21 protein-coding genes and 1 riboswitch are annotated in these 26,394 nt (G+C 57.9%); of the genes, 10 read left to right on the forward strand and 11 right to left on the reverse strand.

Annotation, left to right across the window (positions count from 1 at the left end; all coding sequences use genetic code 11):
• Positions 1-44 precede the first annotated feature (44 nt).
• Genes ROR01S_RS08940 through ROR01S_RS08960 form a run of 5 tightly spaced genes read right to left on the reverse strand, consistent with a single transcriptional unit; the run spans position 45 to position 4,098 of the window.
• The gene (locus ROR01S_RS08940) at positions 45-680 is read right to left on the reverse strand and encodes an urea amidolyase associated protein UAAP2 (protein WP_004861833.1); all 636 of its coding nucleotides are present in this window, start codon (positions 678-680) and stop codon (positions 45-47) included.
• A 10-nt stretch (positions 681-690) separates the two neighbouring features.
• Positions 691-1,419 (reverse strand): urea amidolyase associated protein UAAP1, encoded by a 729-nt coding sequence (locus ROR01S_RS08945; RefSeq protein WP_015584356.1) that lies wholly within the window; start codon positions 1,417-1,419, stop codon positions 691-693.
• A gap of 4 nt (positions 1,420-1,423) precedes the next feature.
• On the reverse strand, positions 1,424-2,203 hold the full coding sequence (locus ROR01S_RS08950; RefSeq protein ID WP_015584357.1) for an ABC transporter ATP-binding protein: 780 nt from the start codon (positions 2,201-2,203) through the stop codon (positions 1,424-1,426).
• Complete coding sequence (locus ROR01S_RS08955) at positions 2,200-3,015, reverse strand: ABC transporter permease (protein WP_004861825.1); 816 nt, start codon at positions 3,013-3,015, stop codon at positions 2,200-2,202. The genes ROR01S_RS08950 and ROR01S_RS08955 overlap by 4 nt, the downstream gene beginning before the upstream one ends.
• A 24-nt stretch (positions 3,016-3,039) precedes the next feature.
• Positions 3,040-4,098: a putative urea ABC transporter substrate-binding protein gene (locus ROR01S_RS08960; protein ID WP_015584358.1), complete on the reverse strand. Its 1,059-nt coding sequence runs from the start codon at positions 4,096-4,098 to the stop codon at positions 3,040-3,042.
• A gap of 56 nt (positions 4,099-4,154) precedes the next feature.
• A riboswitch (guanidine-I (ykkC/yxkD leader) is annotated at positions 4,155-4,253 on the reverse strand.
• Between the two features lie 566 nt (positions 4,254-4,819).
• On the opposite strand from ROR01S_RS08960, the gene katG reads away from it, so the two are divergent.
• Complete coding sequence (gene katG / locus ROR01S_RS08965) at positions 4,820-6,997, forward strand: catalase/peroxidase HPI (protein ID WP_004861819.1); 2,178 nt, start codon at positions 4,820-4,822, stop codon at positions 6,995-6,997.
• A gap of 51 nt (positions 6,998-7,048) precedes the next feature.
• Here katG and zapE read toward each other — a convergent pair whose 3' ends face one another.
• The gene (zapE, locus tag ROR01S_RS08970) at positions 7,049-8,074 is read right to left on the reverse strand and encodes a cell division protein ZapE (RefSeq protein ID WP_073972284.1); all 1,026 of its coding nucleotides are present in this window, start codon (positions 8,072-8,074) and stop codon (positions 7,049-7,051) included.
• A 373-nt stretch (positions 8,075-8,447) separates the two neighbouring features.
• Here zapE and ROR01S_RS08975 point away from each other — a divergent pair, with 373 nt between their 5' ends.
• The 3 genes from ROR01S_RS08975 (at position 8,448) to ROR01S_RS08985 (ending at position 13,231) form a co-directional block, all read left to right on the forward strand.
• Positions 8,448-10,571, forward strand: a complete 2,124-nt coding sequence (locus tag ROR01S_RS08975; RefSeq protein ID WP_064359349.1) for a TonB-dependent receptor — start codon at positions 8,448-8,450, stop codon at positions 10,569-10,571.
• Positions 10,572-10,579: 8 nt separating this feature from the next.
• Positions 10,580-11,602, forward strand: a complete 1,023-nt coding sequence (locus ROR01S_RS08980; RefSeq protein ID WP_015584362.1) for an ABC transporter substrate-binding protein — start codon at positions 10,580-10,582, stop codon at positions 11,600-11,602.
• Between the two features lie 219 nt (positions 11,603-11,821).
• A complete protein-coding gene (locus ROR01S_RS08985) occupies positions 11,822-13,231 on the forward strand; it encodes an MFS transporter (RefSeq protein ID WP_064359350.1) in 1,410 nt (469 codons plus the stop codon).
• A gap of 135 nt (positions 13,232-13,366) precedes the next feature.
• On the opposite strand, the gene ROR01S_RS08990 is transcribed toward ROR01S_RS08985, so the two are convergent.
• Positions 13,367-14,248, reverse strand: a complete 882-nt coding sequence (locus tag ROR01S_RS08990) for a LysR family transcriptional regulator (RefSeq protein ID WP_004861802.1) — start codon at positions 14,246-14,248, stop codon at positions 13,367-13,369.
• Positions 14,249-14,433: 185 nt separating this feature from the next.
• On the opposite strand from ROR01S_RS08990, the gene ROR01S_RS08995 reads away from it, so the two are divergent.
• Together ROR01S_RS08995 and ROR01S_RS09000 are read left to right on the forward strand one after the other, a co-directional pair.
• The gene (locus ROR01S_RS08995; protein WP_064359351.1) at positions 14,434-15,234 is read left to right on the forward strand and encodes a helix-turn-helix transcriptional regulator; all 801 of its coding nucleotides are present in this window, start codon (positions 14,434-14,436) and stop codon (positions 15,232-15,234) included.
• Positions 15,235-15,317: 83 nt separating this feature from the next.
• The gene (locus ROR01S_RS09000; protein ID WP_064359352.1) at positions 15,318-15,938 is read left to right on the forward strand and encodes a LysE family translocator; all 621 of its coding nucleotides are present in this window, start codon (positions 15,318-15,320) and stop codon (positions 15,936-15,938) included.
• Between the two features lie 46 nt (positions 15,939-15,984).
• Here ROR01S_RS09000 and ROR01S_RS09005 read toward each other — a convergent pair whose 3' ends face one another.
• The 4 genes from ROR01S_RS09005 to ROR01S_RS09020 form a co-directional block, all read right to left on the reverse strand.
• Positions 15,985-18,285, reverse strand: a complete 2,301-nt coding sequence (locus ROR01S_RS09005; protein ID WP_064359353.1) for an FdhF/YdeP family oxidoreductase — start codon at positions 18,283-18,285, stop codon at positions 15,985-15,987.
• Positions 18,286-18,499: 214 nt separating this feature from the next.
• On the reverse strand, positions 18,500-19,417 hold the full coding sequence (locus tag ROR01S_RS09010) for a bestrophin family protein (protein WP_004861790.1): 918 nt from the start codon (positions 19,415-19,417) through the stop codon (positions 18,500-18,502).
• A gap of 415 nt (positions 19,418-19,832) precedes the next feature.
• Positions 19,833-20,702, reverse strand: a complete 870-nt coding sequence (locus tag ROR01S_RS09015) for an oxygenase MpaB family protein (RefSeq protein WP_004861787.1) — start codon at positions 20,700-20,702, stop codon at positions 19,833-19,835.
• 124 nt (positions 20,703-20,826) lie between these two features.
• Complete coding sequence (locus ROR01S_RS09020) at positions 20,827-21,258, reverse strand: OsmC family protein (protein WP_004861784.1); 432 nt, start codon at positions 21,256-21,258, stop codon at positions 20,827-20,829.
• A gap of 340 nt (positions 21,259-21,598) precedes the next feature.
• Between ROR01S_RS09020 and hpaD the strand changes: the two genes are divergently transcribed.
• The 4 genes from hpaD to ROR01S_RS09040 all read left to right on the forward strand — a co-directional run bounded on the left by hpaD (position 21,599) and on the right by ROR01S_RS09040 (position 26,372).
• On the forward strand, positions 21,599-22,612 hold the full coding sequence (hpaD, locus tag ROR01S_RS09025) for a 3,4-dihydroxyphenylacetate 2,3-dioxygenase (protein ID WP_064359354.1): 1,014 nt from the start codon (positions 21,599-21,601) through the stop codon (positions 22,610-22,612).
• 87 nt (positions 22,613-22,699) lie between these two features.
• Positions 22,700-23,941: an MFS transporter gene (locus ROR01S_RS09030; protein ID WP_064359355.1), complete on the forward strand. Its 1,242-nt coding sequence runs from the start codon at positions 22,700-22,702 to the stop codon at positions 23,939-23,941.
• Between the two features lie 49 nt (positions 23,942-23,990).
• Positions 23,991-25,280, forward strand: a complete 1,290-nt coding sequence (locus ROR01S_RS09035) for an FAD-dependent monooxygenase (protein ID WP_064359356.1) — start codon at positions 23,991-23,993, stop codon at positions 25,278-25,280.
• A gap of 45 nt (positions 25,281-25,325) precedes the next feature.
• Positions 25,326-26,372 (forward strand): amidohydrolase family protein, encoded by a 1,047-nt coding sequence (locus ROR01S_RS09040; protein WP_015584370.1) that lies wholly within the window; start codon positions 25,326-25,328, stop codon positions 26,370-26,372.
• Positions 26,373-26,394 lie beyond the last annotated feature (22 nt).

The raw sequence follows: 26,394 nt of genomic DNA on the forward strand, positions 1-26,394 counted from the left end.
GGCAAACAGACGCCAGGCCAGCAGGCGCCAGCGCTGCCAACGGGTCAGTTCCATACCAGCACCTCCGCCGGCGTCGGATTCCAGCCGTTGCAGGGGTTATTCAGCTGCGGGCAGTTGGAGATCAGGACGATCACGTTGCGCTCCGCGCGCAGCTCGACGTACTTCCCGGCGCCAGAGATCCCGTCTTCAAAAGTCAGGCCGCCGGCTTCCGTCACCGGAACGTTCATAAAAAAGTTGATATTGGCGCCAATATCACGCTTATGCAGCCGGCCGTCATGCAGACAGGCGCAGAGAAAATTATCCCGACAGCTATGCATGTAGCGTTTATCCAGCGCATAGCGCACGGTGTTGCTCTCCTGCGCGCAGGCCCCCCCGAGGGTATCGTGGCGCCCGCAGGTATCGGCCACGATGGTCAACAGCGGATTCCCGAGGTTGGAGTACAGCACGCTGCCGGTCGTCAGGTAGGCGTTGCCCTGGCGGCGCAGCGTGCGCTGCGGATCGTAACGCTCGCGTGGGCTGTCGGCGCAATAAAACAGGGTATCGACAGCCTGGTTGCCTTCCAGATCGAGCAGGCGCAGGGTCTGCCCCTTTTTGATTTCGAACAGCCAGGGTTCGCCTGCGGGAATCACGTGGCGATAGACGGCATCGGCGGGGTTACGGGTACTGGTCACAAGGCTCATCGCAGGCTCCTCAAAGGGCGAACAGGTGGGTGTTGGTGAAGGCGCGCTGGTTTTCATCGCGGGTAAACAGCGATTCGACCGCCGCCTGCTCATCGTCGGCCTGATACCAGTCCAGCTGGACCGGACGAGGAGCATATTCGTCAGACGGGTTCATCGGATGCGGCAGCGCGGTGAGGACCATCAGTACATCCATCGGCGCGAACAGTTCAACGTAGCTACCCGGGATGGAATGGCCCGCACAAAACTGAAAGCGCCCTTCGCTGTCGACGGTGACTTTGCTGAACAAGTTGACCACCATCAGCAGATCCTCGAGGCCGAGATCCCATTTGCCCATTTCGACCAGCAGATTATCGGTGCCGTTGCGATGGAAGGTGTTGCGCAGTTCCTGGTAGCGACCGGCACCATATTTTTCTTCCGTCTCTTGCGCATTGAGCACCCCGCCGAACGGATCGTGCCAGCCGCAGCTATCGGCGATAATGCCCGCCAGTACCCGCCCCATATCGGAGTAGAAACAGTGTCCGGCCGTCAGTCGCGCGGTGTGCTGTCCCTTGAGGGTGTCCGGCAGGTTCAGGCGCTCGCTTTTCTCGTGCGGGTTGAGCATCATCATGCTGACGTTCGCACCGCCCTCGATGTCGGTCAAACGCAGGATCTGTCCACGGCGTAAAATGAACGAGGTATGGCCCCCGCCCGGCAAAAATTCTTCGCGCAGATTTGGTGAGGTATGAAAAAGCGCTGTCATCGGGCTATCTCCTTAAGGCATAGACATTGTTATCGGTACCGGTGCTGAGCATCTGCGACATCCGGGTCTCATTAAGCGGAATATCGTAGGTAATGCGCGCGCCATAGGCGTTGGGAGCCTGCGGGTCGTGGCGTACCTTATCGAAGACCAGCAGACGAGTGCCGAGGTTGAATCCTTCGGCCAGATCGTGGGTGACCATAAAGACCGTCATTCGCGTTTCGCTCCACAGCTGGAGCAGCAGTGCGTGCATATCTTTACGGATACCGGGGTCGAGCGCGCCGAAAGGTTCGTCGAGCAGCAGAACCCGCGGCTGCATCACAAAGGCCTGGGCGATCGCCAGCCGCTGCTGCATCCCGCCGGACAGCTGTGCCGGATAGCGGTCCAGGGCGTGGGCGAGCCCCACTTTGTCCAGCATCTGTGCCGCCTGTTCGCGGGCAGCGCGCTTGCGGGCACCGAACAGACGGCCAAAGCACGGCGAAGATGGCAGCTCCAGACCGACGGTCACGTTATCCAGCACGCTCAGGTGCGGGAAGACCGAATAACGTTGAAACACCACGCCGCGGCTGCGATCCGGCTCGGGAGCCAGCGGCTGACCCTCGAGCGTAATCGCCCCCCGGGTCGGTTGCTCCTGCCCCAGCAGCAGGCGCAAAAAGGTGGATTTCCCGCAGCCGGAAGCGCCGACCATTGAACAAAACTCCCCCTCTTTGACCTCTAAATTGATGCGCTCCAGCACCACATGGTCGCCGTACTCCTGCCAGATATTGTTGATGCGGATAAAACTCATGTCCGGCCTCCTTCGGCCCACGGGAAGCAGACTTTATGCAGCTGGCGCAGCCCCAGATCCATCAGCCAGGCCAGCAGGGTTATCCAGATGACATAGGGGATGATCACATCCATCGCCATGTAACGCCGCACGAGGAAAATGCGGTAGCCCAGCCCGGCGGTAGCGGAAATCGCCTCCGCCGATATCAGAAACAGCCAGGCCGATCCCAGCAGCAAACGCAGCGAGGTGATCAGACGGGACAGCAGCTGCGGCAGGACCACCCGCAGGACCACCGTCCAGCTGTTGGCGCCGAGGGTTTGGGCTTTGATAAACAGTTCCGCCGGGATTTCCCGCGCCCGCTGTTCAAGATCGCGCGCCAGCATCGGCGTGATGCCAATCACGATCAGCATCACCTTAGAGAGTTCATCGAGACCGAAGACGATAAACAGTACCGGCAGGATCGCCAGCGGCGGTACCATCGAGACCACGGTCATCAACGGCGACAGCGCCGCGCGATAGAGCGGAAACACGCCGGCAACGATCCCGATGCTCAGGCCAATCAGCGCGGACACCGCCAGCCCAATGAGCAGGCGGGTCAGGCTGATCAGCGTATCGCCCCACAGCAGGTATTCGCCGCTGCGTTTGTCCGGCGTAAACGCCATCCGCTCGACGGCCGCCGCCATCTGCGACAAACCGGGCAACAGCTTGTCCTGCGGGTTAGCCTCAAGGCGAATAGCGGAGCCGATAAACCAGGCGGCGATCAGCAACACAAAGGGCAGCAGCAATAGCATCAGCCGCATGCCCTGCTGTGGATGGCGGTTAATTTGGCGCATGGCGTTCACTCCCGTCATCAATGATTACAGCTGGCCGGCGGCGGCCATTTTCAGATAGCTATCGTCGAAGCGCAGTCGGGTATTGGCGCTATCGCCGACGGTGACGTCGCCGGGGAAGCGCATGCCAATGAAGTCGGCGCTTTGCGCCCCTTCACCCAATAGCCCTTTATCAAATGAAAACTGCGCCACGCGCTGCATGGTTTTTGCCAGCTCCGGGCTGGAGATGAATGTCAGGGTTTCGGCGGCGGTCCAGAACAAGTGGGTCGTTTTCAGCTGCGCCTGGTAGCCAGCAAGATCGGTGCCGGAATCTGCCGCCATCGCGTTTAGCGCCTGACCATCTCCGGCATGCATTTTGGCCATCATCTCAAACCATGCGCCGGTCAGGGCTTTACCCAGCGCGGGGTTATCTTTCAGGGTTTGCGTGTTGACCACCATCATGTCGATAAGCTCGCCGGGAACCTGCGCTGAGCTAAAGACTTCGCTGGTCTGCGGGGTCTTTTTAATCGCCGACAGCTGCGGGTTCCACGCCACGGCGGCGCGGACGCTGCTGGTGCCAAAAGCGGAGACAATATCGGCATCGGAGGTATTCACCACTTTGACATCTTTCTCCTGCAGACCGGCCTTCTCCAGACCGCGAACCAGCAGATAGTGCGAAACCGACAGCTCAGGGAGATAGACCTGCATCCCTTTCAGATCGGCTAACGTTTTAGCGCTGCCTTTGAGCACCACGCCGTCATTGCCGTCGGAATAGCTGCCGGTAATAAGCGCGGTGGTATCGACGCCGCCTGCTGCGGGGATCGTCAGCGCATCCATGTTGGTCATGGTGCAGCCATCAAACTGACCGGCGGTGTACTGATTAATCGACTCGATATAGTCGTTGAGTTGGACGATATTGATTTTGATGCCGTATTTCGCGGCCCATTTATCAATAATTTTTTCGTTGCTGATGGCGCCCCAGGGCATCCAGCCGGCATAGATCGTCCAGCAGACGTTGAACTCTTTTTTTACGGCGGCAAAGGAAGGGAAACTGGCCAGCAGCGCCAGCGACAGCATGAACGAGCGGATTACACGGGATGTCTTCATTATGAACCTCTGGTTGGCACAAAAACAGGAGCAGCGCGACACCTGACGGTGCTGCTGTCTCCCGGGCTTTTGTCCCGCCGTGTAACCTCGCAGAGGTCGCCAGCTCTCGGACCAGACATTCACCTGCGTGAACCGGAACCCTAGCCAGCTATTGGATCATCTTGATTGTCTGTTGCGCTGCCTTCTGATGTATTGATTGCAAAGGGCATGCCAGAAAATTGTTCTTTTTAATTCAGTGAGATAACTGAAAGTAGCGTGGCATCACACCACAATGGGGAGTGGTTTTGGGGCAATGCGTAACTTTGGTGCAGGTCATCTGTGCGACCAACGACCCGCCGCAGGCAATCAAGCAAAAACAGGCCTGGGCACATTTTGCAAGCACTACCGGGTTATATAAACGCAGGAACTCGTCCGCGGTAATCTTATTTCTTGTCGTCGCGACGGAAACCAGTAAATGACCAGAATTCACCTGCTTAGCTTTTTTTGCAACCGCTGCTTTTATCACCAGAGGCTTCGCTACAGTGTCCTATACTGATTAGCTAATAAGAAAATACGTAAGCTGCTTTACGTATTTTGGCTTTAATCCACAAATTTTTTATGGATTTCTTTGTCACCTGTTGTTAAAAGGATATAACTATTAATTCCGTAGATTCTTTCAAGTATCACTTATTGGTTGCAGTGTATATCGTAATGGCATTCACAAAAGCAAACGGAGCCTGATATGAGCACGTCTAACGATTCATCTAACAACGCATCCGCCGGGAAGTGCCCTTTTCACGCAGGGAAGCCCACACAAAGTGCCGGTGGCGGCACCGCCAACCGCGACTGGTGGCCTAATCAACTCCGCGTGGACCTGCTGAACCAGCATTCCAACCGCTCAAATCCCCTCGGCGAAGACTTTAACTACCGTGAAGAGTTCAAAAAACTCGACTATGCCGCGCTGAAGGCAGACCTGAGAGCGCTGCTGACCGATTCGCAGGAGTGGTGGCCGGCAGACTGGGGCAGCTACATTGGGCTGTTTATTCGTATGGCCTGGCACGGTGCAGGCACCTATCGTACCGTTGACGGTCGCGGTGGCGCAGGCCGTGGACAGCAGCGCTTTGCGCCGCTGAACTCCTGGCCGGATAACGTCAGCCTCGATAAAGCCCGTCGCCTGCTGTGGCCGGTAAAACAAAAATACGGCCAGAAAATCTCCTGGGCCGACCTCTATATGCTGGCCGGTAACGTCGCGCTGGAAAACGCCGGTTTCCGCACCTTCGGTTTCGGCGCCGGTCGTGAAGATGTCTGGGAACCGGATCTGGACGTGGACTGGGGCCATGAAAAGGCCTGGCTCGAACATCGTCACCCGGAAAGCCTGGCGCAACAGCCGCTGGGGGCCACCGAAATGGGCCTGATCTACGTTAACCCGGAAGGCCCGAACGCCAGCGGCGACCCGCTCTCCGCCGCCGCCGCCATTCGTGCCACCTTCGGCAACATGGCAATGGACGATGAAGAGATCGTCGCGCTGATTGCCGGCGGTCATACTCTCGGTAAAACCCACGGCGCAGCGGTAACCACTCACGTAGGCCCAGAACCTGAAGCCGCACCGATTGAAGCGCAGGGCCTCGGCTGGGCAAACAGCTACGGCAGCGGAGCCGGTCCCGATGCGATCACCTCGGGTCTGGAAGTGGTCTGGACACAGACCCCGACCCAGTGGAGCAACTACTTCTTCGAGAACCTGTTCAAATACGAGTGGGTCCAGACCCGCAGCCCGGCTGGCGCTATTCAGTTCGAAGCTAAAGACGCCCCGGACCTGATCCCCGATCCGTTCGATCCGGAGAAAAAACGCAAGCCGACCATGCTGGTTACCGACCTGACGCTGCGCTTTGACCCGGAATTCGGCAAGATTTCCCGTCGCTTCCTCAACGATCCGCAGGCCTTTAATGAAGCCTTCGCCCGCGCCTGGTTCAAACTGATCCACCGCGATATGGGGCCAAAATCGCGCTACCTCGGACCGGAAGTGCCGAAAGAAGACCTGATCTGGCAGGATCCGTTACCGGCCGCCATCCACAACCCAACGCCGGCGGATATTGCGACGCTGAAGACCGCCATCGCCGATGCCGGACTGTCGGTCAGCGAGCTGGTGTCGGTGGCCTGGGCCTCTGCCTCCACCTTCCGCGGCGGAGACAAACGCGGCGGGGCTAACGGTGCGCGTCTGGCGCTGGATCCGCAGAAATCGTGGCCGGTGAACGCCGTTGCTGCAAAAGTGCTGCCGACGCTGCAGGCCATTCAGAAAGCCTCGGGTAAAGCGTCGCTGGCCGATATCATCGTGCTGGCAGGCGTCGTGGGTGTCGAACAGGCCGCTGCGGCTGCCGGTGTACAGGTCAGCGTACCGTTCGCGCCGGGCCGGGTGGATGCCCGTCAGGATCAGACGGATATCGAGTCTTTCGATCTGCTGGAACCGCTGGCGGATGGTTTCCGTAACTATCGCCGTATCGAAGGTGGCGTCTCGACAGAAACGCTGCTGCTGGATAAAGCCCAGCAGCTGACGCTGACCGCGCCGGAAATGACGGTGCTGGTGGGCGGCCTGCGGGTGCTGGGCGCCAACTATGATGGCAGCCAGCACGGGGTCTTCACCGATCGCGTCGGCGTCCTGAGCAATGACTTCTTCGTCAACTTACTCAGCATGGCCACCGTCTGGAACGCTACCGACGAGCAGGGCGAACTGTTCGAAGGCCGCGATCGTCAGAGCGGTGAGAGCAAGTACACCGCGACCCGCGCCGACCTGGTCTTCGGTTCGAACTCAGTCCTGCGGGCGCTGGCGGAAGTTTACGCCTGCCAGGATGCTCAGGAGAAACTGGTTAAGGACTTTGTTGCGGCCTGGACCAAAGTGATGAACCTCGACCGTTACGATCTGTAATCTCCCTCCCCGGCTGGCGCTATGCCCGCCGGGGCTTTTCCCCTTCCCCTCTTATGTTTTCCCCAGCTGCAATAACCGGCTGTAGGTACGCTGAATATCTTCCTGTTCGACATCCGCCACCAGTTCGCTCAGTCCGCAGGCAGCCACCACGATCAGCTGACACTGCTTTTCATAGAGCACATCCACCAGATTAATAAAACGCTGCTGCGCCGCCGGGCCTGCCTGACGCAAAGGCGGAACCGCATCCAGTAGCCAGCGCTCATGCCGTTCACAGAGCGCCAGATAATCCATCACCGATGTTGCCGCCATGCACAGTTGGTTGAAGGTAAAATGCAGAAAATGCGCCGGCGCAGAGGCGGCGTGCAGCGTACGATAGCCCACCTGCAGCGGCTGCGCGCTGACGCAGGGATCCGGTAGTTCAAGTCGCTGGCGGGTTTGTGCAGAGGGCTGCACCAGAAACCTCCCGCGGCAGAATGGATTTTCCGCCGGCGCATGGCGCGCCCGGTAATCCTCTTCACCATTGAGCGCGGCTATCGTCATGTGCTGTTTGATCAGCGCAATCGACGGCACAAAACGTTCGTGATACAGCGGGTTAGCCAGTAATTGATCCGGGGGATAGTTGGAGGTAGCCAGCAGAATGATGCCGCGTTGGAACAGCAGCGTAAGCAGCGCTTTCACCAACATGGCGTCGCCCGGATCGTGCAGATGGAACTCATCAAAACACAGGAGTCGACAGCCGTCGGTCATCTGTGCCAGCACCTCAGGCAGGGTTAGCGCGGGCTGCGCGTTCAGCCGCTGATGCAGTTCGCGAAAGAAATAGTGGAAATGCACCCGGCGCTTTTCCGCCAGCGGCAGGCTGGTAAAGAAATGATCGATAATAAAACTTTTGCCGCGCCCGGTACGCCCCCAGACGTATAGCCCTTTGGCGCCGGCGGCCTTGCCTGAGGTCAGTCCGCTCCCCAGCGTGTCCAGTTGATTAACCAGCGCCTGCTGATCTGCATCAAGGGCCAACGCCAGCTCCTGAGCCCGCTGCGCCATAAACGAAGTAAACCTGAATTCAGTCATTCCTTGCGTCATTTTCGCTCTTCGTGGTGTTACCGGCGCATCTGCCCCGGAAAAAGATGAGGAATCCTCATCGATTACACCTTCCCTGAACGACAATAACAAGCTTATCTGCAGCACAACGGTTTTATACCTCTCGCGGACCTGAAAAAAATCCATCGCTCTCTTCAGGGGCACGTCAGCAGACTAAAACCTGCAAAAACAGATAAATAGCATTGTTTATTCAGTAGCAGGTTGACTGTGCCGACCTACAAAAACCAACGTTATATATTGACATATACAGCGATGTTTTTTATCTTTTTGTCATACAAATAAAAACCGTACCCTTCAGACAGAGACGAGATTTTACCCGCCTCATTCCGCTTTCATTCGTCTGAACTCAAAATTAATGCGCTCATATAAACTCGTTTTATTTACCGGGATGATTCCCTGTTCTCTCATTATGCCGGCGATGCCCGTATATGCGGCAGAAACCCTGGTTGTCACCGCAGAACCGCTTACGCAATCCCTTGATGATGTTACGCCTGCCGCTGAACAGCAGGCTACGGTAGGCAACCTCGGCAAGCAGAAGTTGATTAACGTTCCGTGGTCCGTGCAGACGCTCTCCGACTCTCTGACCCGCCAGGTGCAGGCCAGCAGCGTCAAAGATATCTACCGTTATCTGCCCTCCGTCCAGGGCGACGGCGTTCGTCCACAAACCCGCGGTATGCAGGGCAGCGTGGTCCAGAACAGCATGATTGATGGCCTGAACGTGGTGTCGACCACCGAGTACCCCGCTGAACAGTTTCAACGCATTGAGGTACTGAACGGTATGGCCGGCGCGTTATATGGCCCGGCGAACCCGGCAGGCATGTTTAACCTGGTCTCGAAACGGCCTACCGATGTGCCGCTGCGCAGGGTAACCGTTGGCGGTGGGACCGCCTCCGGCGCGAATGCCGCGTTGGACCTGAGCGGGCCGGTTGACGCGGCCGACAGAGTAAAATATCGCCTCAATCTGCGGGATCAGGACGGCAGCAGCTATACCCACAGTAGCCGTCAGCGCAACCAGTATGCGGGTCTGGCGCTCGACTTCCAGCTGACCGACCAGACGGTGCTGGAGAGCAATTTCAGCTACTACCACTTCTATCAAAAAGGTCTTCCCGGTACTTTTGCCCTCGCAAAAGGCACCCGTTTCCCGTCGCCGCTGGATCCGACCAAAAGCCAATATGGCCAGTACTACGCCGGCAACGACGACACCACCACAACCGGAAGCCTGCATATTAAGCATGATTTTGACGGTAACTGGCTGCTGGACATTGGCGTACTGCGCCAGATTGCCGACCGCGAATCCACCGCCGTGACCAATACGCTCACCGACAATCGCGGCCATTACACCACCACAACCGCCAACTCTGCCGCCAGCCGTTTTACCATCAACAGCTATCTTGCCAATCTTACCGGCAGCGTCGAGACGGGCTGGCTGCAGCATGATCTGGCGGTCGGCATGCGCGGTTTCGTGTGGAAAAACGACAATCCACGCAACGGCGGGACGCAAACGCTGGGACACGCCTCGCTGGCGGAAAATCCTGATTACGCCCGCCCTGCTTACCCGGACTTCACCGACCGCTATCATTCGGCCACCACCACGCAGCACGTTTTTTTACTGAGCGATACGCTGACTTTCACCCCGCAGTGGAGCCTGCTGCTCTCGGGTAGCGAAAACCTGTTCACCGTCGACAATTACAACAAAAGCGGAAATCGCAGCAGCAATCATGATGACCGGGGTACCAGCGGCTCAGCCAGTCTGATGTATAAACCGGTGGAGAATGTGACGCTCTACACGACCTGGGCAAACAGCATGCAACAGGGCGACACGGCGCCGGCCGGAGCCAGCAATGCCGGAGAGGTTCTCGACCCTTATCGTAGCCATCAGCTGGAAGTCGGCGCGAAATATGCCCCGCACCGCGACCTGCTCTTAACCGCGGCGCTATTCCAGGCCGAACGTCCGTTCGCCTACACCAACGATAGCGGCGATTTTGCCGAAGACGGTACGCAAAAAAACCGCGGGCTGGAGCTGATGGCCGACGGACACGTCACCTCTAACCTACGACTGTTCGGCGGCGCTACCTGGCTCGACCCGCGTCTGCATAATACCTCGAGCGCGGATGCCGATGATAAGCAGGTTGTCGGCCTGCCGCGCTTCACCGCCAACCTGCTGGCCATTTACAGCATCGACCCGGTTCCTGGACTCGACGTCAACGGCAATATTCACTACGTCGGGCGCCGGGCGACGGATAATGCCAATGACAGCTGGGTCGCCAGCTATACCACCGTGGATATCGGCAGCAACTACCGCACCCGACTGTTTGGCACCGACACCACCTTCAGGTTAGCAATTACTAACATTACTAATCGCCACTACTGGACCAACATCGTGCCCGGCGCGCTGACAGGCTATACCGGCGCAGGTTACGCCAGCGCTCAGCCCGGCGCACCGCGCGAAGCGACGGCGTCAGTACAGTTTGATTTCTGAGGAACGACATGAAAAAGATAGCCGCTGGTCTGCTTTCGCTGCTACTCGCTTTCCCGGTGCTGGCCGACCGTCAGGTGACGGACGATGCCGGGCACCCGGTGATATTGCCCGATCGGGTGACTCAGGTGGCAGAGGGGTGGTTCGCGCACCACTCGCTGCTGATGACGCTCGGCGTCGGCGACCGTATCGTCGCCACGGTTAACCGTCCGGATAGCCGCCCGTGGATGTTTCATATCGCTCCCCGGCTCAATCAGGTGCTGATAAGTCGCGGCCCCCACTTCACCAGCGAAGCGCTGCTGACGCGCGATGCTCAGGTGGTCTTTGTGGCGCAGGGCAATGGCGATGCGGACGCCTATCGCCAGGCGGGATTAGCCGTGATGGAAATGCACTTTACCGACTACCCGTCGCTGGCCCACGCCGTAGAGACCACCGCAGCGGTCTTCGATACGCCCCAGGTTCGGGCCAGGGCCCAGGCGTACAACCGGTATCTGCAACAGGTTATCGCCGTTACCGCTCAGCGCAACCGGGATCTGACGGACGGCGAGCGGCCGCGGGTGCTGCATATCCAGTCGCTGAAGCCTCTTAAGGTTGACGGCAGCCATACGCTAATCGATACCTGGATTCACCTGGCCGGTGGGCGAAACGCCGCGGCGGAAATCTCCGGCAATATGCAGGAAATTTCCCCGGAGAAAGTGCTCGCCTGGCAGCCAGATATCATCATCCTCGGCGCCGGGTGCGGCGATTTACAGCACTCGGCTTATGGCAAGCTGTTCGCGCCGCTACGGGCGGTAAAAAACGGCAAGGTCTGGCAGAATCCGGCAGGCGTGTTCCCGTGGGATCGCTACGGCACGGAAAGCGCGCTGCAGATCCAATGGGCGGCGAAACGGTTGCAACCACAGCGTTTTAACGATCTGGATATGATCGCCATCACCCGCGATTTTTATCAGCGCTTTTTCGATTATTCGCTGACCGGATCGGAAGCAGAGCGGATATTACAGGCGCTGCCGCCGCAGGTAAAAGTGGGTCGCTAAGCAGCGGCTCAGCGCATCATGCTGGCCGCCGGTGTCATGGTCATTTACTTCAAATCCGTCGGCCACCCTACGAAGAAACCAGCGTATCCAGTAGACATTTTGCATATCGGCGAGATTTTTTGCTGTGGAAGTCCCATGGAAAGAGGAATTAAAAATTTAAAACCATTAACAATCTAATAACATTAGCAGGCAAACATTTTATCTGAGGAAAATAATAATATGTCTACCACCCAGGTTCTGGGGGATGCGCCTTTTGCACCCGCAGAACACCCCCACTCCAGCTTAACCCGCCGCATTGATGCCCTGCCTGCCTCTGTCGGCCTGTGGTCGTTTATTACTCTGCTGGCGCTGGGCGGCTTCTTTGAGCTCTACGATCTTTTTCAGACCGGGTATATCAGTACCGGACTGCTGGCAGAACATATTTTTCATACCGACCAACAGGGCATTTTTGGCATCTCCGATCAGGCCTCATTTGCCTCGGCCACCTTCTTCGGATTATTTATCGGCGCCAGTCTGCTGGCGCCGCTGGCGGACAAGCTGGGCCGCCGATTGACCTTTATGTTTGCGCTGGCCTGGTACGGCGCGTTTTCACTGCTGATGGCTTTCCAGAACAGCGCCGAAGGGGTCATCTTGTGCCGCTTCCTGGTTGGTATTGGGCTGGGAATTGAACTGGTGACCATCGACACCTACCTGAGCGAATGGGTCCCGACCCATCTGCGCAACAAAGCGTTCGCCTTTGCCTTTTTTATCCAGTTTCTCTCGGTTCCCGCCGTCGCGCTGATGTCATGGATGCTGGTCCCGACGACGCTGTTCGGCCTGAGCGGCTGGCGCTGGGTGATTATCTTTGGCGCACTGTGTTCGCTGATCATTTGGGTCATCCGCAAAAAATTGCCGGAGTCGGCCCGCTGGCTGGAGGTGAAAGGTCGCCATGCGGATGCGCACGCGGTGATGTGTCAGATGGAGCGGCGCTGTGGCGTCACGCCTTCGCCGCAGCATATCCCGGACACCCGGGAAGCGCATCGCAAAAGTGGAACCTTTAAAGAGATCTGGGCGCCGGAATACCGCAGACGAACCCTCATGCTGATGGTGATGAATTTCTTTCAGGCGATCGGCTTTTTTGGCTTCGGCAACTGGCTGCCGGCGCTGCTTTCCGGCCAGGGGGCGAGCATTACCCACAGCCTGCTGTACGCCTTTTTTATCACTCTCGCCTACCCGCTGGGCTGCTTGTTCTGCACCCGCTTTGTCCACCGGTTTGAGAATAAGTGGCAGATCGTTCTTTCCGCGCTGATGACGGTGGTGTTCGGTACCCTGTTTGCGCTGCAGAATAACCCGGTGATGCTGGTTGTCTGCGGGTTTATGATTACCTGGTCCAACGCCTGGCTGACCATCAGCTATCATGCCTACCAGGCGGAAATCTTCCCGACGCGGATTCGCGCCAGAGCCGTGGGCTTTTGCTACTCGTTCAGCCGCCTGTCAACGGCGCTCACCAGCCTTCTGATCGGCCTGATTTTACAATACGCCGGCACCCCGGGGGTGATTAGCTTCATCGTGGCCAGCATGCTGATGGTGATGCTCTCGGTGGGTATTTACGGCCCGAAAACCCGCGGTATCGAGCTGGAAAATATCTGACTGTCCGCTGCGCCGCCGGGTGATTATCGGCGGCGCAGTCGGCTCATAGCGGGCAATCGTCAGCGCACTAAGCCGTAGTCTGCCAAATGAATATGCCATTGAGCCCCAGGGACGGCCTCCCATCCCCCGGCCATATTAATTAAAAATGACCTGCGCATCGGCAAAACATTTCTCCGCCAGTGACGAGACCGGCTGCTGGTTGCGCATGATCAGCGCCAGCATTGACTCTACTTCGGTTTCGGCGATGGGAATAATCTCCAGATTATCGCTTAACGCCTCCAGACCATTGTTGAGCGGCATAATGGCGCAGCAAATTCCCGCCTGCACCGCCTGGATAATCTGGAAGGTAGAATCGCTCTCAAAAACATATTTCGGCGTGAACCCTTTACTCTTAAAACTCATCTCAATGGATTCACGGTAATGCATTCCTTTAGTGAGAAAACCAAGCGGTAATGCGGCCAGCGTTTCCCAGTCTGGCGTCCCTTCGGCAAACTGAAAATGGCGTTTATCATGCAGCAACCCCATTCGCGTTGCCGGCAGCCGCTTAATGTTGAAAAGCTGGCTATCGACGTGGTGAAGGTAGCAAATGCCCAGATCGAGCTGATTACGGCTGACGCCATCGATAATCTGCTCCGAGGTGAGAGAAAGCAGGCTGAACTGCAGCTCCGGGTACTTCCCGGCCAGCGGTTTAATCAGCTGCATCGGGTTAAGGCTGGCCAGCGGCACCATCCCTACCCGCAGTTGCCCCACCATCTGGCCGCGACAAATCGCCGCTTCCGCCTCCAGCCCGTCATGAGCCGCCAGCAGCGCCCGCGCCCAGGCCAGAATACGTTCGCCTTCCGCGGTAAACCCCTCAAACCGCTGCCCGCGTTGAATCAGAACCAGATTGAGCTCCTCTTCCAGATTGCGGATGCGCATCGAAAGCGTCGGCTGAGTGATATGGCACAGCGCCGCGGCCTGGCCAAAATGACGCGTTTGATCGAGTGCGATCAGGTATTTGAGCTGTTTAATATCCATGGTTAATCCAGTGTGTTGCCGTTCGCTATATGCGAACGCCGGCGCGATGCAGACTCCCCTCGCCCGGTCAAAAGTATGTTAGTTAAATGTTACGTTCAGCATCGGACAAATACAAGCCGGTCCGGCGCTTGCGGAAGTGACGATCGGCGGACTACACTCGCACAGAACCGCTTCGGGAGGAGCACATGACGCCCCGCATCCATCACGTCCAGCAGCATCACTTGCCTCTCCCCGGTCTCGAGGCCATGTCGCTGCTGACCGAACAGCACTTTTCGCGCCATGCTCACGAGCAGTTTGGCCTCGGTATTTTCATTCGCGGTGCCCAGCGCTCGTGGAGTCATCTTGGCCAGGTTGACGCCTCGGCCGGGCAGATCATTATGGTCAACCCGGGAGAAATGCACGATGGCGTACCGCTGAACGGTCCCCGCAGCTGGCAAATGCTCTACCTCGATCCGCAGCTCGTCGTCGATGAATTTCAGGGCGCGGTCAAAAGTGAGGATATCCTGCTGCGCCCGGTGGTCGACGACCCGCCGCTGCGCCTGCTCATGCAGCGACTGTTCGCTGAAATCACCGCCCGCACGGGCGATGAGACGGCGCTTGAAGAGGGGCTGCTGCTCTGTCTGCTGCGGGCAACCGGCTGCCATCGTCTCGTCCGGACGGCACCGGCCCGTTACTCCCCGACCATCGCGCTGGCAAAAGAGTATCTTGATGATGCGCCGGAGGAAAAAACCTCCCTCGACATGCTCGCCGCGCTGTGCGGCATGAGTCGTTTCCAGCTGATCCGCGGCTTCGCCCGCGAAACGGGCATTACCCCGCATGCCTATCTGGTGCAGTCCCGGGTACGGCTGGCGCGTCGGCTGTTAAGCGCCGGACATTCCCCCGCCGATGCGGCGCAGATGGCCGGCTTCGCCGATCAAAGCCATCTGACTCGCGCCTTTCAAAAACAGTTCGGCACCACCCCGGGCAGCTATCACTCCGTCCGGTAACCTCGCCTGCAATTTTATTCAAGACGCGCCCGCGGTGTGGCGAAATACTCAGAGCGACTGATTTCTCTCACAGGAACACCGCCATGTCGTTCATCAGCCCTGAATTTCTACTCACCTCATTGCTGGTTGTACTCGCCCCCGGCACCGGGACGCTCTACACCATCGCCACCGGACTCGCTGCCGGAAGACGCAGGAGCTTCGCGGCCGCTTTCGGCTGCACCCTGGGTATCATTCCGCATCTGCTTGCCGCCGTCACCGGTCTGGCGGCGCTGCTCCACCGCACTCCGGAACTCTTCGGTGCGATCAAATATCTCGGTGTCGCCTGGCTGCTGTACATGGCATGGAATACGCTCGCTCAACGGGGCGCGCTCACGCCAGAGAGCCGCGACAAGGCCGATTCACAGCTGAAAATCATCACGCATGCCGTGATGATTAACCTTCTCAACCCGAAACTGCCGCTCTTCTTTTTCGCCTTTCTGCCGCAATTTATCCGCAGCGATGCCGCCTCCCCGGGGGAAGCGATGCTGACGCTGAGCGGGATTTTTATGCTGATGACGCTACTGGTCTTTATGTTATACGGCGCCTGCGCGGCCGCGATGCGCGGCTATGTCCTGACCCGTCCCAGGGTGTTACTGGGGCTGCGGGTCGCTTTTGCCGCCGGTTTTGTCGGCCTTGGCATCAAGCTGGTACTGGCGCCAGAATAGCGAGAGTTTGCTGCCGACGTTGAGGTCGGCAGCGGTCGCGGGCAGATTAGCGCAGGCCGGAGACCGGCCGAATCTCTTTCGAGCGCAGGGTCAGACGAATCGGCACGGATTTATAAGAAGGCGTGCCGCTCTCTTCATCAATGTAGTCCAGCGGAACCAGGACGTTGGCTTCCGGATAGTAGGCGCCAACGGTGCCTGGCGCGATGTTGTAGGCCACCAGCGTAATATCCTCCAGACGCAAATCGCTGTCCGGCAGCGCGGTGGTGATATCCACCCGGTCGCCGTGCTCGAATCCCTGACTGGCCATATCCTGCTCGTTCATAAACAGCACGTCGCGACGGCCAAAAATACCGCGGTAGCGGTCATCCATGGCGTAGATGGTGGTGTTGTACTGATCGTGGCTGCGCAGTGTGACCAGCCGCAGCACCTCCTCGCCCGCAACATGGACGTTCTCATGTACGCCGTGGAACACCGAGAACATGGCTTTCCCGGTTGGCGTTGGCCAGATGCGCTCCGTCGGCGGCAGCGGCATGCGAAAACCGCCCGGGTGACGAATACGCTCGTTGTAGTTATCAAAACCGGGAATGGTGCGTTCGATCAGATCGCGGATACGGTCGTAATCTGCCACCAGCGAGCGCCAGTCGACTTTAGTGTTTGCCAGGGTCGCCATCGCCATACCGGCAACAATCGCCGGTTCTGAACGCAGCAGCGGCGAGGCCGGTTTCAGTTTTCCTGACGAGGCGTGCACCATCGACATGGAATCTTCCACGGTGATCGACTGCCGCCCGGTCTCCTGCATATCCAGCTCGGTGCGGCCCAGACACGGCAGAATAAACGTCTCTTTCGCTACCAGCAGATGCGAACGGTTCAGTTTTGTCCCGACGTGCACGCTGAGATCCAGCCCGCGCATTGCCGGGAACGCGCGCTCATGGTCGGGCATTGCCACCGCAAAGTTACCGCCAAGACACAGCAGAGCCTTCGATTTGCCCTCGATCATCGCCTGCAGCGCTTTTACCGCGTCATGGCCATGCTTGTGTGGCGGCACGAACCCAAACACCTCCTGCAGCTTCGCCAGGAAGGCGGCGCCCGGCTTCTCGGTAATCCCGACGGTGCGGTTGCCCTGGACGTTGGAGTGACCGCGCAACGGACAGATCCCGGCACCGAGTTTGCCGATATTCCCGCGCATCAGCAGCAGGTCGGCGATCAGCCGCACGTTTGATGTGCCTTTGTTATGCTGAGTGATCCCCATGCCATAGGTCACAATCGTGGCGTTCGATTTAGCGTAAGCGTCGGCAACCCGCTGCAGGTCAGCGCGGGTGAGACCGGATTCGCGTTCGATATCTTGCCAGGAGGTCTTCTGCAAATCATCGACAAACGCCGGGAAGTTCTGCGTATGTTCAGTAATAAAGGCGCGATCGAGGACGCTACCCTGCTCTTCTTCCATCTGCAGCAGCGCTTTGGCAATGCCTTTCAGCGCCGCCGCATCGCCACCGGCCTTCACCTGAAAATAGGTAGAGGCAATATTTGTCGAGCGCAGGGTTGCCATCTCGATAACATTCTGCGGGTCGGCAAAACGCTCCAGCGCACGCTCTTTCAAAGGGTTAAACACGATAATCGGTACGCCGCGACGAGCCAGCTCATGCAGCGTCCCCATCATACGCGGGTGGTTGGTTCCCGGATTATGGCCGATGGAAATCACCAGCTCGGTTTTATCAAAATCATCCAGCGACACCGTTCCCTTGCCGATGCCGATCGACTGCGGCAGCCCAACGCTGGTCGATTCATGGCACATATTCGAACAGTCGGGAAAATTGTTGGTGCCCAGTTCACGGGCAAACAGCTGGAACAGCCAGGCCGCTTCGTTGGAGGCGCGTCCGGAAGTATAGAACTCGACCTCGTCCGGCTGCATGCCGCTGACCACTTCGCCGATACGCGCGAAGGCGCTTTCCCAGCTGGTCGGGCGCAGCGTGTCGCTGGCGCGATCGTAGACCAGCGGATGGGTTAAGCGACCGTAGCCTTCGAGCTCAAAGTCGCTTTTGGCCAACAGCGAAGTGACGGTGTTCGCCGCCAGAAATTTCGGCGTAACGCGTTTGCTGGTCGCTTCCCAGGTCACCGCTTTGGCGCCATTTTCGCAAAACTGGAAAGTAGATTTGTGTTCTTTATCCGGCCAGGCACAGCCGGGGCAGTCAAAGCCGTCAGGCTGATTGGTGCGCAGCAGGGTGACGGGCGCCTCCAGGGCATCCATTTGTGTCCGCACGGCGATGGCCGTTGCTTTCAATGCGCCCCAGCCGCCAGCCGGGCCATCATAAGGATGCACGCCAGGTACTGAGCGTCTTTTCATATTCATATCTACTCCAGAATGCGCCGTCGATAAGCGAGAACGACGTGCCGAATCACCTTAATCAGGGCGATCCGCAACGTGAAAAAGTTCGTCCGCCGGAGAACACCGCGGCGGACGTTTTTGTTAACGAAAGCATAACAATCGGGATCGCAACTGTATAATCAATGTTATCTATCACGCGTTAGATTTAACTTATTTAACAGTTACGCAGAGAGAACCATCAGGTCAGATTGTAGTAGCGGTCGGGCTGCAGCGTTTCCGGCAGCGGGTGCTGACCGGTCATATCCAACAGGTTGCGTTCGATGGTGTTGCACATGGCGTTGAGGGGTAAATCGTTCGCCGCGGTGCCAAACGGATCTTCCAGCTCTTCCGCCAGCGAATCCCAGGACAAGAAGGTGTAAGAGATAAAGACCGACACGAACGGCGTCATGTAGTGCAGATCGCCGACCAGCGCGAAAGGCAGCAAGGTGCAGAACAGATAGACCGTACGCTGCAGAATCAAGGTATATGCGAAAGGGACCGGCGTGCTGGCCAGGCGTTCGCATCCGCCCAACACGTGGGCGAGCTCGTCGAGCTTATTGTCCATCAGACCATAGGTGATATCGCTCACCTTCCCCGCTTCGCGCAGCTGGCCCAGCTCATGACCGACCAGCAACAGGATGCGGTTAGTCGGCATCGAGCTGCCGAGGATCTCCGCGACGGTATCGGGGGGCAGCAGCCGGTTAAGGTCAGCCCCGGGATGGGTTTTACGTAACTGGTGTTTCAGACTCCAGCTAAAGGCAATCAGGTAGCTGGCGATTTTTTGATGCGTTTGGTGCTCCGTCGGAAGAATATTTTTCAGCTGACGCATCAGGGTGCGTTCGGCAATCAGTACCGTCCCCCAGAGATTACGCGCTTCGACAAAACGGTTGTAGCTGGCGCTGTTGCGAAAACCGAGGAATATCGCGATGGCTATCCCCAGCAAACTAAAGGGCGCCACGGTCAGATGGATACCCAGCTGTTCGTACCATTGATAGCTGATGATGGCGATAATCGACATCAGGACGTTAAGCAGCAGGCGAAAAATGATTTTTGACAGCACGGAGCCGTGCCAGTCAAACAGACGAAGGAACCAGTGTTGTTCTGGTCGGATGATCATTGTATGACTTCCTGAATGCCCAGTCTGGCTATAGATAATATCTATTAACCGATTGGATTATTTTATTGAACATAAACACGACAATGCGTTTGTTATTAACCATTAATATGCGATGGAATAATGGCGCAATAATTATGGTCCTTTTTTATTTATCGGGCAATATGAAAACCACTGCGGGGATGCGAGGTAGAGCGCCAATGAATCAACCCTGAGATTAATGTGGCTACATTATCAACCTGCCGGCGTCGGCCTCCTCTGGACAGTTAACGCACCTGTCGCGGGGCCCACACGCAATCGATTCCAGCGAGCCGATAATTTAATTCACAGAGGGCCGAAAACGCGCATAAAAATATAAATCGCGCCGACTTTTTTATTCTGAAATAATAGCCGACAGGTGCTATCCGCGACAAAAACGTTAATTCACGGCCATTCTGCGCATCGCACAATGATAGGCGCCGTTGCGTACCGATGCGCGAAGCACCCTGGCGATACCCTGTACCGCGAGCCGGGCGGTATGCCGCTGCCAGGGAGTCAGCGTCAGAGAGAGCATCTCCTGCGCCCAGGGCGGCAGCAGATCAATCCCGGCACGCATCATCAACTGGCCTGCCGGCTGAGTCAGACGGCCGGGTAAACGGGTGGTCAGCAGCACGTTCGCCACCTCCCGCGTACGCTCATCGCAGCGCAGACGCGGGCGCATATCCTGCAGATATTCCGTCACCTGCTGCGGCGTCACCGGGATATCGCGCGCGCCCAGACGGCGGGCAATCTCAGCCGCCTCGTGGAAATATTGCGTCTGTCGCTCCTCGCTGACCACCGTACGCTTATAGCGCAGATGCGATGCCATAAAGCTGCTGCATTCGGCCACGTGTACCCAGGTCAGCAGCGCCGGATCGCTGGCCATATACGGCGTGCCGTCTTTATCCTGCCCGCTGACCCGCAGGTGAATGCCCTGCACTTTGGCAATCAGCCTTTCCGCATCGATGGTGGTGCCAAAGGTGGTCGCGGAGATAAACTGGCTGGTGCGCCGCAGGCGGCCGAAGATATCGTCGCGGAAATTGGAGTGATCCCAGACGCCGGCCAGCGCCAGCGGGTGCAACATCTGGAGCAACAGTGCGCTCACGCCTCCGCATAGCATCGACGTAAAGTCGCCGTGTACCTGCCAGATGGCCGATCGGGGGCCGAACAGCCCCGGCTCCCCTTGCGGGTGCTCGAAATCAATCTCTTTCAGCGCCATGCCGGTTAAGCCCAGAACCTGAGCTTCTATCATTCCGCGTATGCTGGTCATTGTTTTGCCTGATTCTCTCCGTGACAGCAAAACATACCACTATTCGGCGCGGGACTCATGTGCAGGCCGTGACTTTATCCGCAGCGAGGATGCAGAGTGCCCGCCAGCAACGGGCACTAAAGACTCAAGGATTCAGCTGGTAGTCGAGGCTAATCTCAGCGTTCAACACCTGCGATACCGGGCAGCCGGCTTTCGCTTTCTGGATAATGCCGTCAAAGACATCGGCTTCAATGCCCGGCAGAACAATCTGACTCTGCAGCGCCACCTGGGTAATCGCAAAACCGCCGCCGGATTTATCCAGCGTCACCACCGCCACCGTATCAATCGCCGTGGCCGTATAGCCGGCTTCACTGAGCATCAGCGACAGCGCCATCGAGAAGCAGGCCGCATGCGCAGCGCCTATCAACTCTTCCGGATTGGTCCCTTTTACTCCCTCAAAACGGGTATTGAAACCGTACGGCTGCTGGCTCAACGCCCCGCTTTCTGTCGAAACGGTCCCCTTGCCACTTTTTAAATCCCCTTCCCAGTGCGCCTGACCTTTCTTATGGATTGCCATGTAATCGCTCCTGTTGATATGTCGAACCCAAAGTATAGATGGTGAGGCGTCTTTCGGGTGTGGATTAGGAAAATCCCCTATAAAACAAAAAATTATCAGGTGGCGCCTTCTGTCGTTATTTTTAACACGAAAATGACAATGATTAACATTCGCGCAACAGATCACATTTTCATCATCGCGCCATAGCGAATTTTTTCCGCTCATCTACTATCAGTTCACAACTAGATATATCGAGATAAAAGATATATCTCAATTGAGCTTTGTCTTGAGAAGATCAGGCGGCCACAGAGCTGCTACGTATCCGATACCTGTAGCGATGACTGAAAGAGAGAACCCTACAATGCAGCAGATCAATGAGCTAGTCGGCCAGCCTCCTTTTAATGTGACCCGGGCCAGCCATGTCGTCCTGAACGTACGGGACCTTGAAGCAAGTAAACATTTTTATCGCGAGCTGGTGGGCCTGATCGTCAGCGATGAAGATGCCTCCACCGTCTGGCTGCGTGGCCTGGAAGAGCGCGGTCACCACAGTCTGGTGCTACGTAAAAGCGCACAGCCTGGCTGCGCGCGCATCGGCATGCGGGTCCACAGTGACGACGATGTCAAACGGGCGCGGGATTATTTCGCCGCACAAGGAGCGAATGTCAAACTGGTTGATGTCCCCTGGCAGGGTCTGACGCTGCACGTCAGCGACAGCATCGGCGTGCCGCTGGAGTTCTGCGCGACCATGGAGCCGCGCGAACGGATGTTTAAACAGTACGATCGCTACCGCGGCGCCTGTGCCCAGCGTCTCGATCATTATCAGCTGCAGGCCAGCGACGTGCGCACCGCGTTTGATTTCTACCAGCGCCTGGGATTTCGCACTAGCGAATACACCTGGTCGACGCTGGACGGCAATGAGCAGCTCTGGGGGGTGTGGATGCAGCGTAAAGGCAACCCGCACGATATTGTCTTTACTAACGGCGTCGGCCCTCGCCTGCACCATTTCGCTTATACCATCCCGGATAGCAACGACATGATTCGCGCCTGTGACGTGGCCGGAGCGTTGGGCTACGCGCCGCAGCTGGAGCGCGGCCCTGGACGTCACGGCATCAGCGGCGCGCTGTTTATCTATTTTCGCGACCCTGATGGCCACCGCATTGAACTGTTCAACACCCACTATCAGCACATCGACCCGGAACCTGCCGTCGGCTGGGATCTGGCGGATCCCAAACGCGCCGATCAGTGGGGACTGCCGGCACAAAACAAATGGTTTACCGAGGCCACAACGTTCGTGGGCGTGACGCCGCAGCCTCCGCGGCTGCGGGTTGAACCGCCGGACCTGGAACGTTTTCTGGCGATGGCCAACGACGCCTGACATTGCACATCGTCACACGCTGTACCTCAACGCTCCGGCGCCGCGCGCGGCCTGTGAGCAAACTTAACAGCATCCAGGAGTACGATTGTGGCTACATTTTTTCAAAATGCTTATCTCAGAATTCTGGTGACCTACGCCCTCGGCGTGATGGCGGCGATGACCGTCAGTGAAGCGGTCACCGAACTGGGCGCCATTGCACACGCGTTTCATATCGACGGGCACGGCCAGGTGGGACTGATCATGTCGCTCCCTTCCTTAATGGTCGCTCTCGGCGCGCTGCTGGCAGGCTATACCGTTGACCGCTTCGGCGATCGCGTGGTGCTGCTGATTGGCGCGGTGATTATTGTTGCCGGCGACCTGCTGGTGATTGCTGCCCCCACTTTTACGCTGCTGCTGATCTGTCGGGCGATTACCGGCGTGGGCTATGTCCTGACCGCCGTCGCCGCCGTCACCCTGCTTATTCGCATCACAACCGGCAAGCAGAGGACGATGGCGATGGCGCTGTGGTCAACGTTTGTCCCCGCCAGTTTTCTACTGCCGTTTCTCTCGGCCGGTCTGGCCGAACACTTTGGCGACTGGCGGGTGGCGTTCCTGGCCCACTCGGTCTTGACCCTGCTGCTGGCCGCTGTGGCGCAATGCTGCCTGCCACGACGCAGTGCGGAAGAAAAAATCATCTTCTCCCGTACCCGGGGCCTGCGCGACGTGCTGAAGAGCCCGCTGCCGTGGCTGCTGGGGATCTCTTTCGGCGCCGATGCGTTTCTGCAAACCGGCGTCATCACCACCCTCGCACCGTGGCTGGCGAAAAGCTATGGCGTGGATCCGCTGGCGGTTTCGCGCTGGAACGTGGTGGCGATGGTCTGTAACGGCATCGGCTGTCTGATGGTCGGCGCCCTGCTCAACCGTGGCGTCCGGGCGATGCTTATCGGCGCGCTGGGCATCTTACTGACCGGTATTCCCGCGCTGGTCATCTTCAGCCTGCAGCTGGGGCTGTGGCCATCGCTGGTGGCGTCGTGGGTCTTTACCTTTGGCAGCGGGCTGCTGGTGGGAATGTGGGCACTGGCGCCGGTGGTGGCTCCTTCACGCGACAGCATTGGCGCCACCAGCGGGCTTATCACCCAGTTGACGCTGATTGGCGTGTTCCTGGGACCGCCGCTGTTTTTCCATGCTCTACAGAATCATACCGGCCATTCGCTATCGCTGCTGGTTCTGGCGGGACTGGCGGTATGTCTGGTCGGCATTCCCGTCTGGCTGCGCGATCCGAACCATAAACCTGCCGCTGAACACCGCGCCCCGGACGGCGCTGGCATCAACAAATCGTCCGTGAACTGACTATGACAGGCCAGCTGGCCTGCCGATAACACAATCTGAGGAAGTTATTATGTTGGATATCGTCATTATTGGTGCCGGTCCGGCAGGGCTGGCTGCGGCCCTGCGTCTGCACCAGCAGGGATTTAAACCGCGTTTATTCGAAGCCGTTCAGGAAATTAAGCCGCTGGGCGTCGGGGTGGATATCAAACCCTACGCGGTAAAAGAGCTGACGGAACTGGGTCTGTACGAGGCTTTTTGCGACATTTCTGTCGACGCTCAGGAGTCGATTTTTTACACCGGTTACGGCCAGCAGATTTTCGCCGAACAGTGCGGTCGACATATGGGATATGAACACGATCAGCGCTTCGTACATCGCGGCCATCTCCAGATGATGCTCTATCGTGCGGTACAGGAACGATTGGGGCCCGAGGCGATTACCCTAGGTTGTCGCTGCCTGAGCTTCACCCAGGACGAGCATGGGGTGACCGTCACGTTTGATAACAGCCTGAACCCGGCGGCCCCGCAGCAGGTACGGGCCGACGTGATGGTTGGCGTGGATGGCATTCGCTCGGTGGTGCGCAGCCAGCTGCTCCCGGCCTCTCAGCGTAGTCACTTTTCCGGCCTGACGCTGTATCGCGGCGTCACCGTAATGCCGCCGATCAAAACCGGCGGCTCGATTTTGCACATCGGCGATCCGATTCGTCAGGGCACCCTGATCGTCTACCCCATTCAGGACAACGTCGATGGTCAGGGAAATCAGCTGGTCAACTGGGTGATTGAGCAGGCCGAAAAACCGCAAAGCGAAGAAGACTGGAATCAGGAAACCGGTGTCAAAGAGATTGAACATGTTTTCGATGACTGCCAGCTCGGTTTCCTGGATGTCAGCGAAATGATCCGCCGCGCCCGCGAATGCTACCTCTTCCCGCTGATCGATCACGATCCCCTCTCCCAGTGGTCTTTTGGCCGTATCACCCTGCTGGGCGACGCCGCGCACGCCATGTATCCGCGCGGCGGCAACAGCGTTTGTCAGGCATTTGTCGACGCCCGCGTGCTGGCTGAGAAGCTCAGCACAGTGGCCGATCCGGTTGCGGCGCTGCGGGCCTACGAGGAAGAACGACGCGAGAAGGTGAACTGGCTGGTGCTGGCTTCACGCGGCGAAGGCCCCGAGGTGGTTCGTCGGATTGTTGAAGAGCGCAGCAGCGGGAAACCGTTCGACGATATTGAGGCCATTTTCCCCCACGAAGAGGCGCTGGCTATCTTCAGCGAATACCACGCCAAAGCCGGGATGCGGATTCCTGGAAGTAAAGAGAGCGTAGCGCCCGGTAAATATAAGTCCGTTTTTGCCAGCGAGCAGAAATAACCCCCCACCAACCAACATGACACCAAAAACAAAAGGAAAGAACGCATGAGTAAAATTATCGATGCCAACATGCACTGGCTGCCAGGCGACCTGTTCTCCGACGAAAAACTGCTGAATGCATTTCTGGATTGCGTGCCGAAACAGTACGGGGTCCACACCCGGGTAGAGCAGATCGAAGGAAAACCGCTGCGTCAGCTGATCATCGAACAGCCGAAAGGCTATGTGAATCTCAACTACGCCGAAGGTCAGTACACGCTGGAGAGTCAGCTGGCAGACATGGAAAAAGCCGGCGTCGACCACGCCATTTTCCGTCTTCCGGTATGGCAGGAGTGGCTGGATCTGGAGACCTGTAAAAAGGTCAACGATCGAATGGCCGAATACGTGAAACGCAGCGGCGGAAAAATGTCGGCGCTGGCGGTCGTTCCGCCGTGGGGGACCGAAGAGTGTCTGCGCGAAGTCGACCGCTGTCTGAATCAGCTCGGCTTCCGCGGCGCGCAGATTGTCGCCCACTACGGGCAGATCTATCTCGACGATCCGGCCTTCCGCCCTTACCTCAACTACCTGAACTCGCTGGAAATTCCGGTTGTGGTTCACCATACGCCGCTGCCGGTGGATTTTAACTCCGTACTGCCGTACACCAACCAGCGCCGCCAGTTCGGGCGCTGCATCGACCAGGCCACCGCCGTCGGACGCGAGCTGTTCAGCGGCATGTTTGACGAGCTGCCGAACCTGCGCTTTATCCACTCCATGCTGGGCGGCGCGTTTTACGCCTTCGCCGATATGCTGGTACCGCCGCAGCATCAGTTCAACGATGCGGTCGATCGTTTCCAGACCGGCACCGGCAATCTGCGCGCGCAGTTAAGCAACAACATCTTCTTCGATACTTCCGGCGCGCCGCAATGGGGTAAAGCTCAGCTGGAGGCCGCGGTGAAGGTGATCGGCGGGAAAAATATTCTCTACGGTAGCTCCTACCCGATTCGCAAGGACTGGTTCTTCCAGGGGGTGGACACCATTCAGAGTCTGGATATTTCAGCGGAAGATAAGGCCAATATTCTCGGCGGGAATGCCGCACGGATGTTCCATCTCGACTAACGAAATCGGCCCCGCGAAACAT

Origin of the sequence: Klebsiella ornithinolytica NBRC 105727 = ATCC 31898 (assembly GCF_001598295.1) — a bacterium.
GTDB classification, from domain to species: domain Bacteria; phylum Pseudomonadota; class Gammaproteobacteria; order Enterobacterales; family Enterobacteriaceae; genus Klebsiella; species Klebsiella ornithinolytica.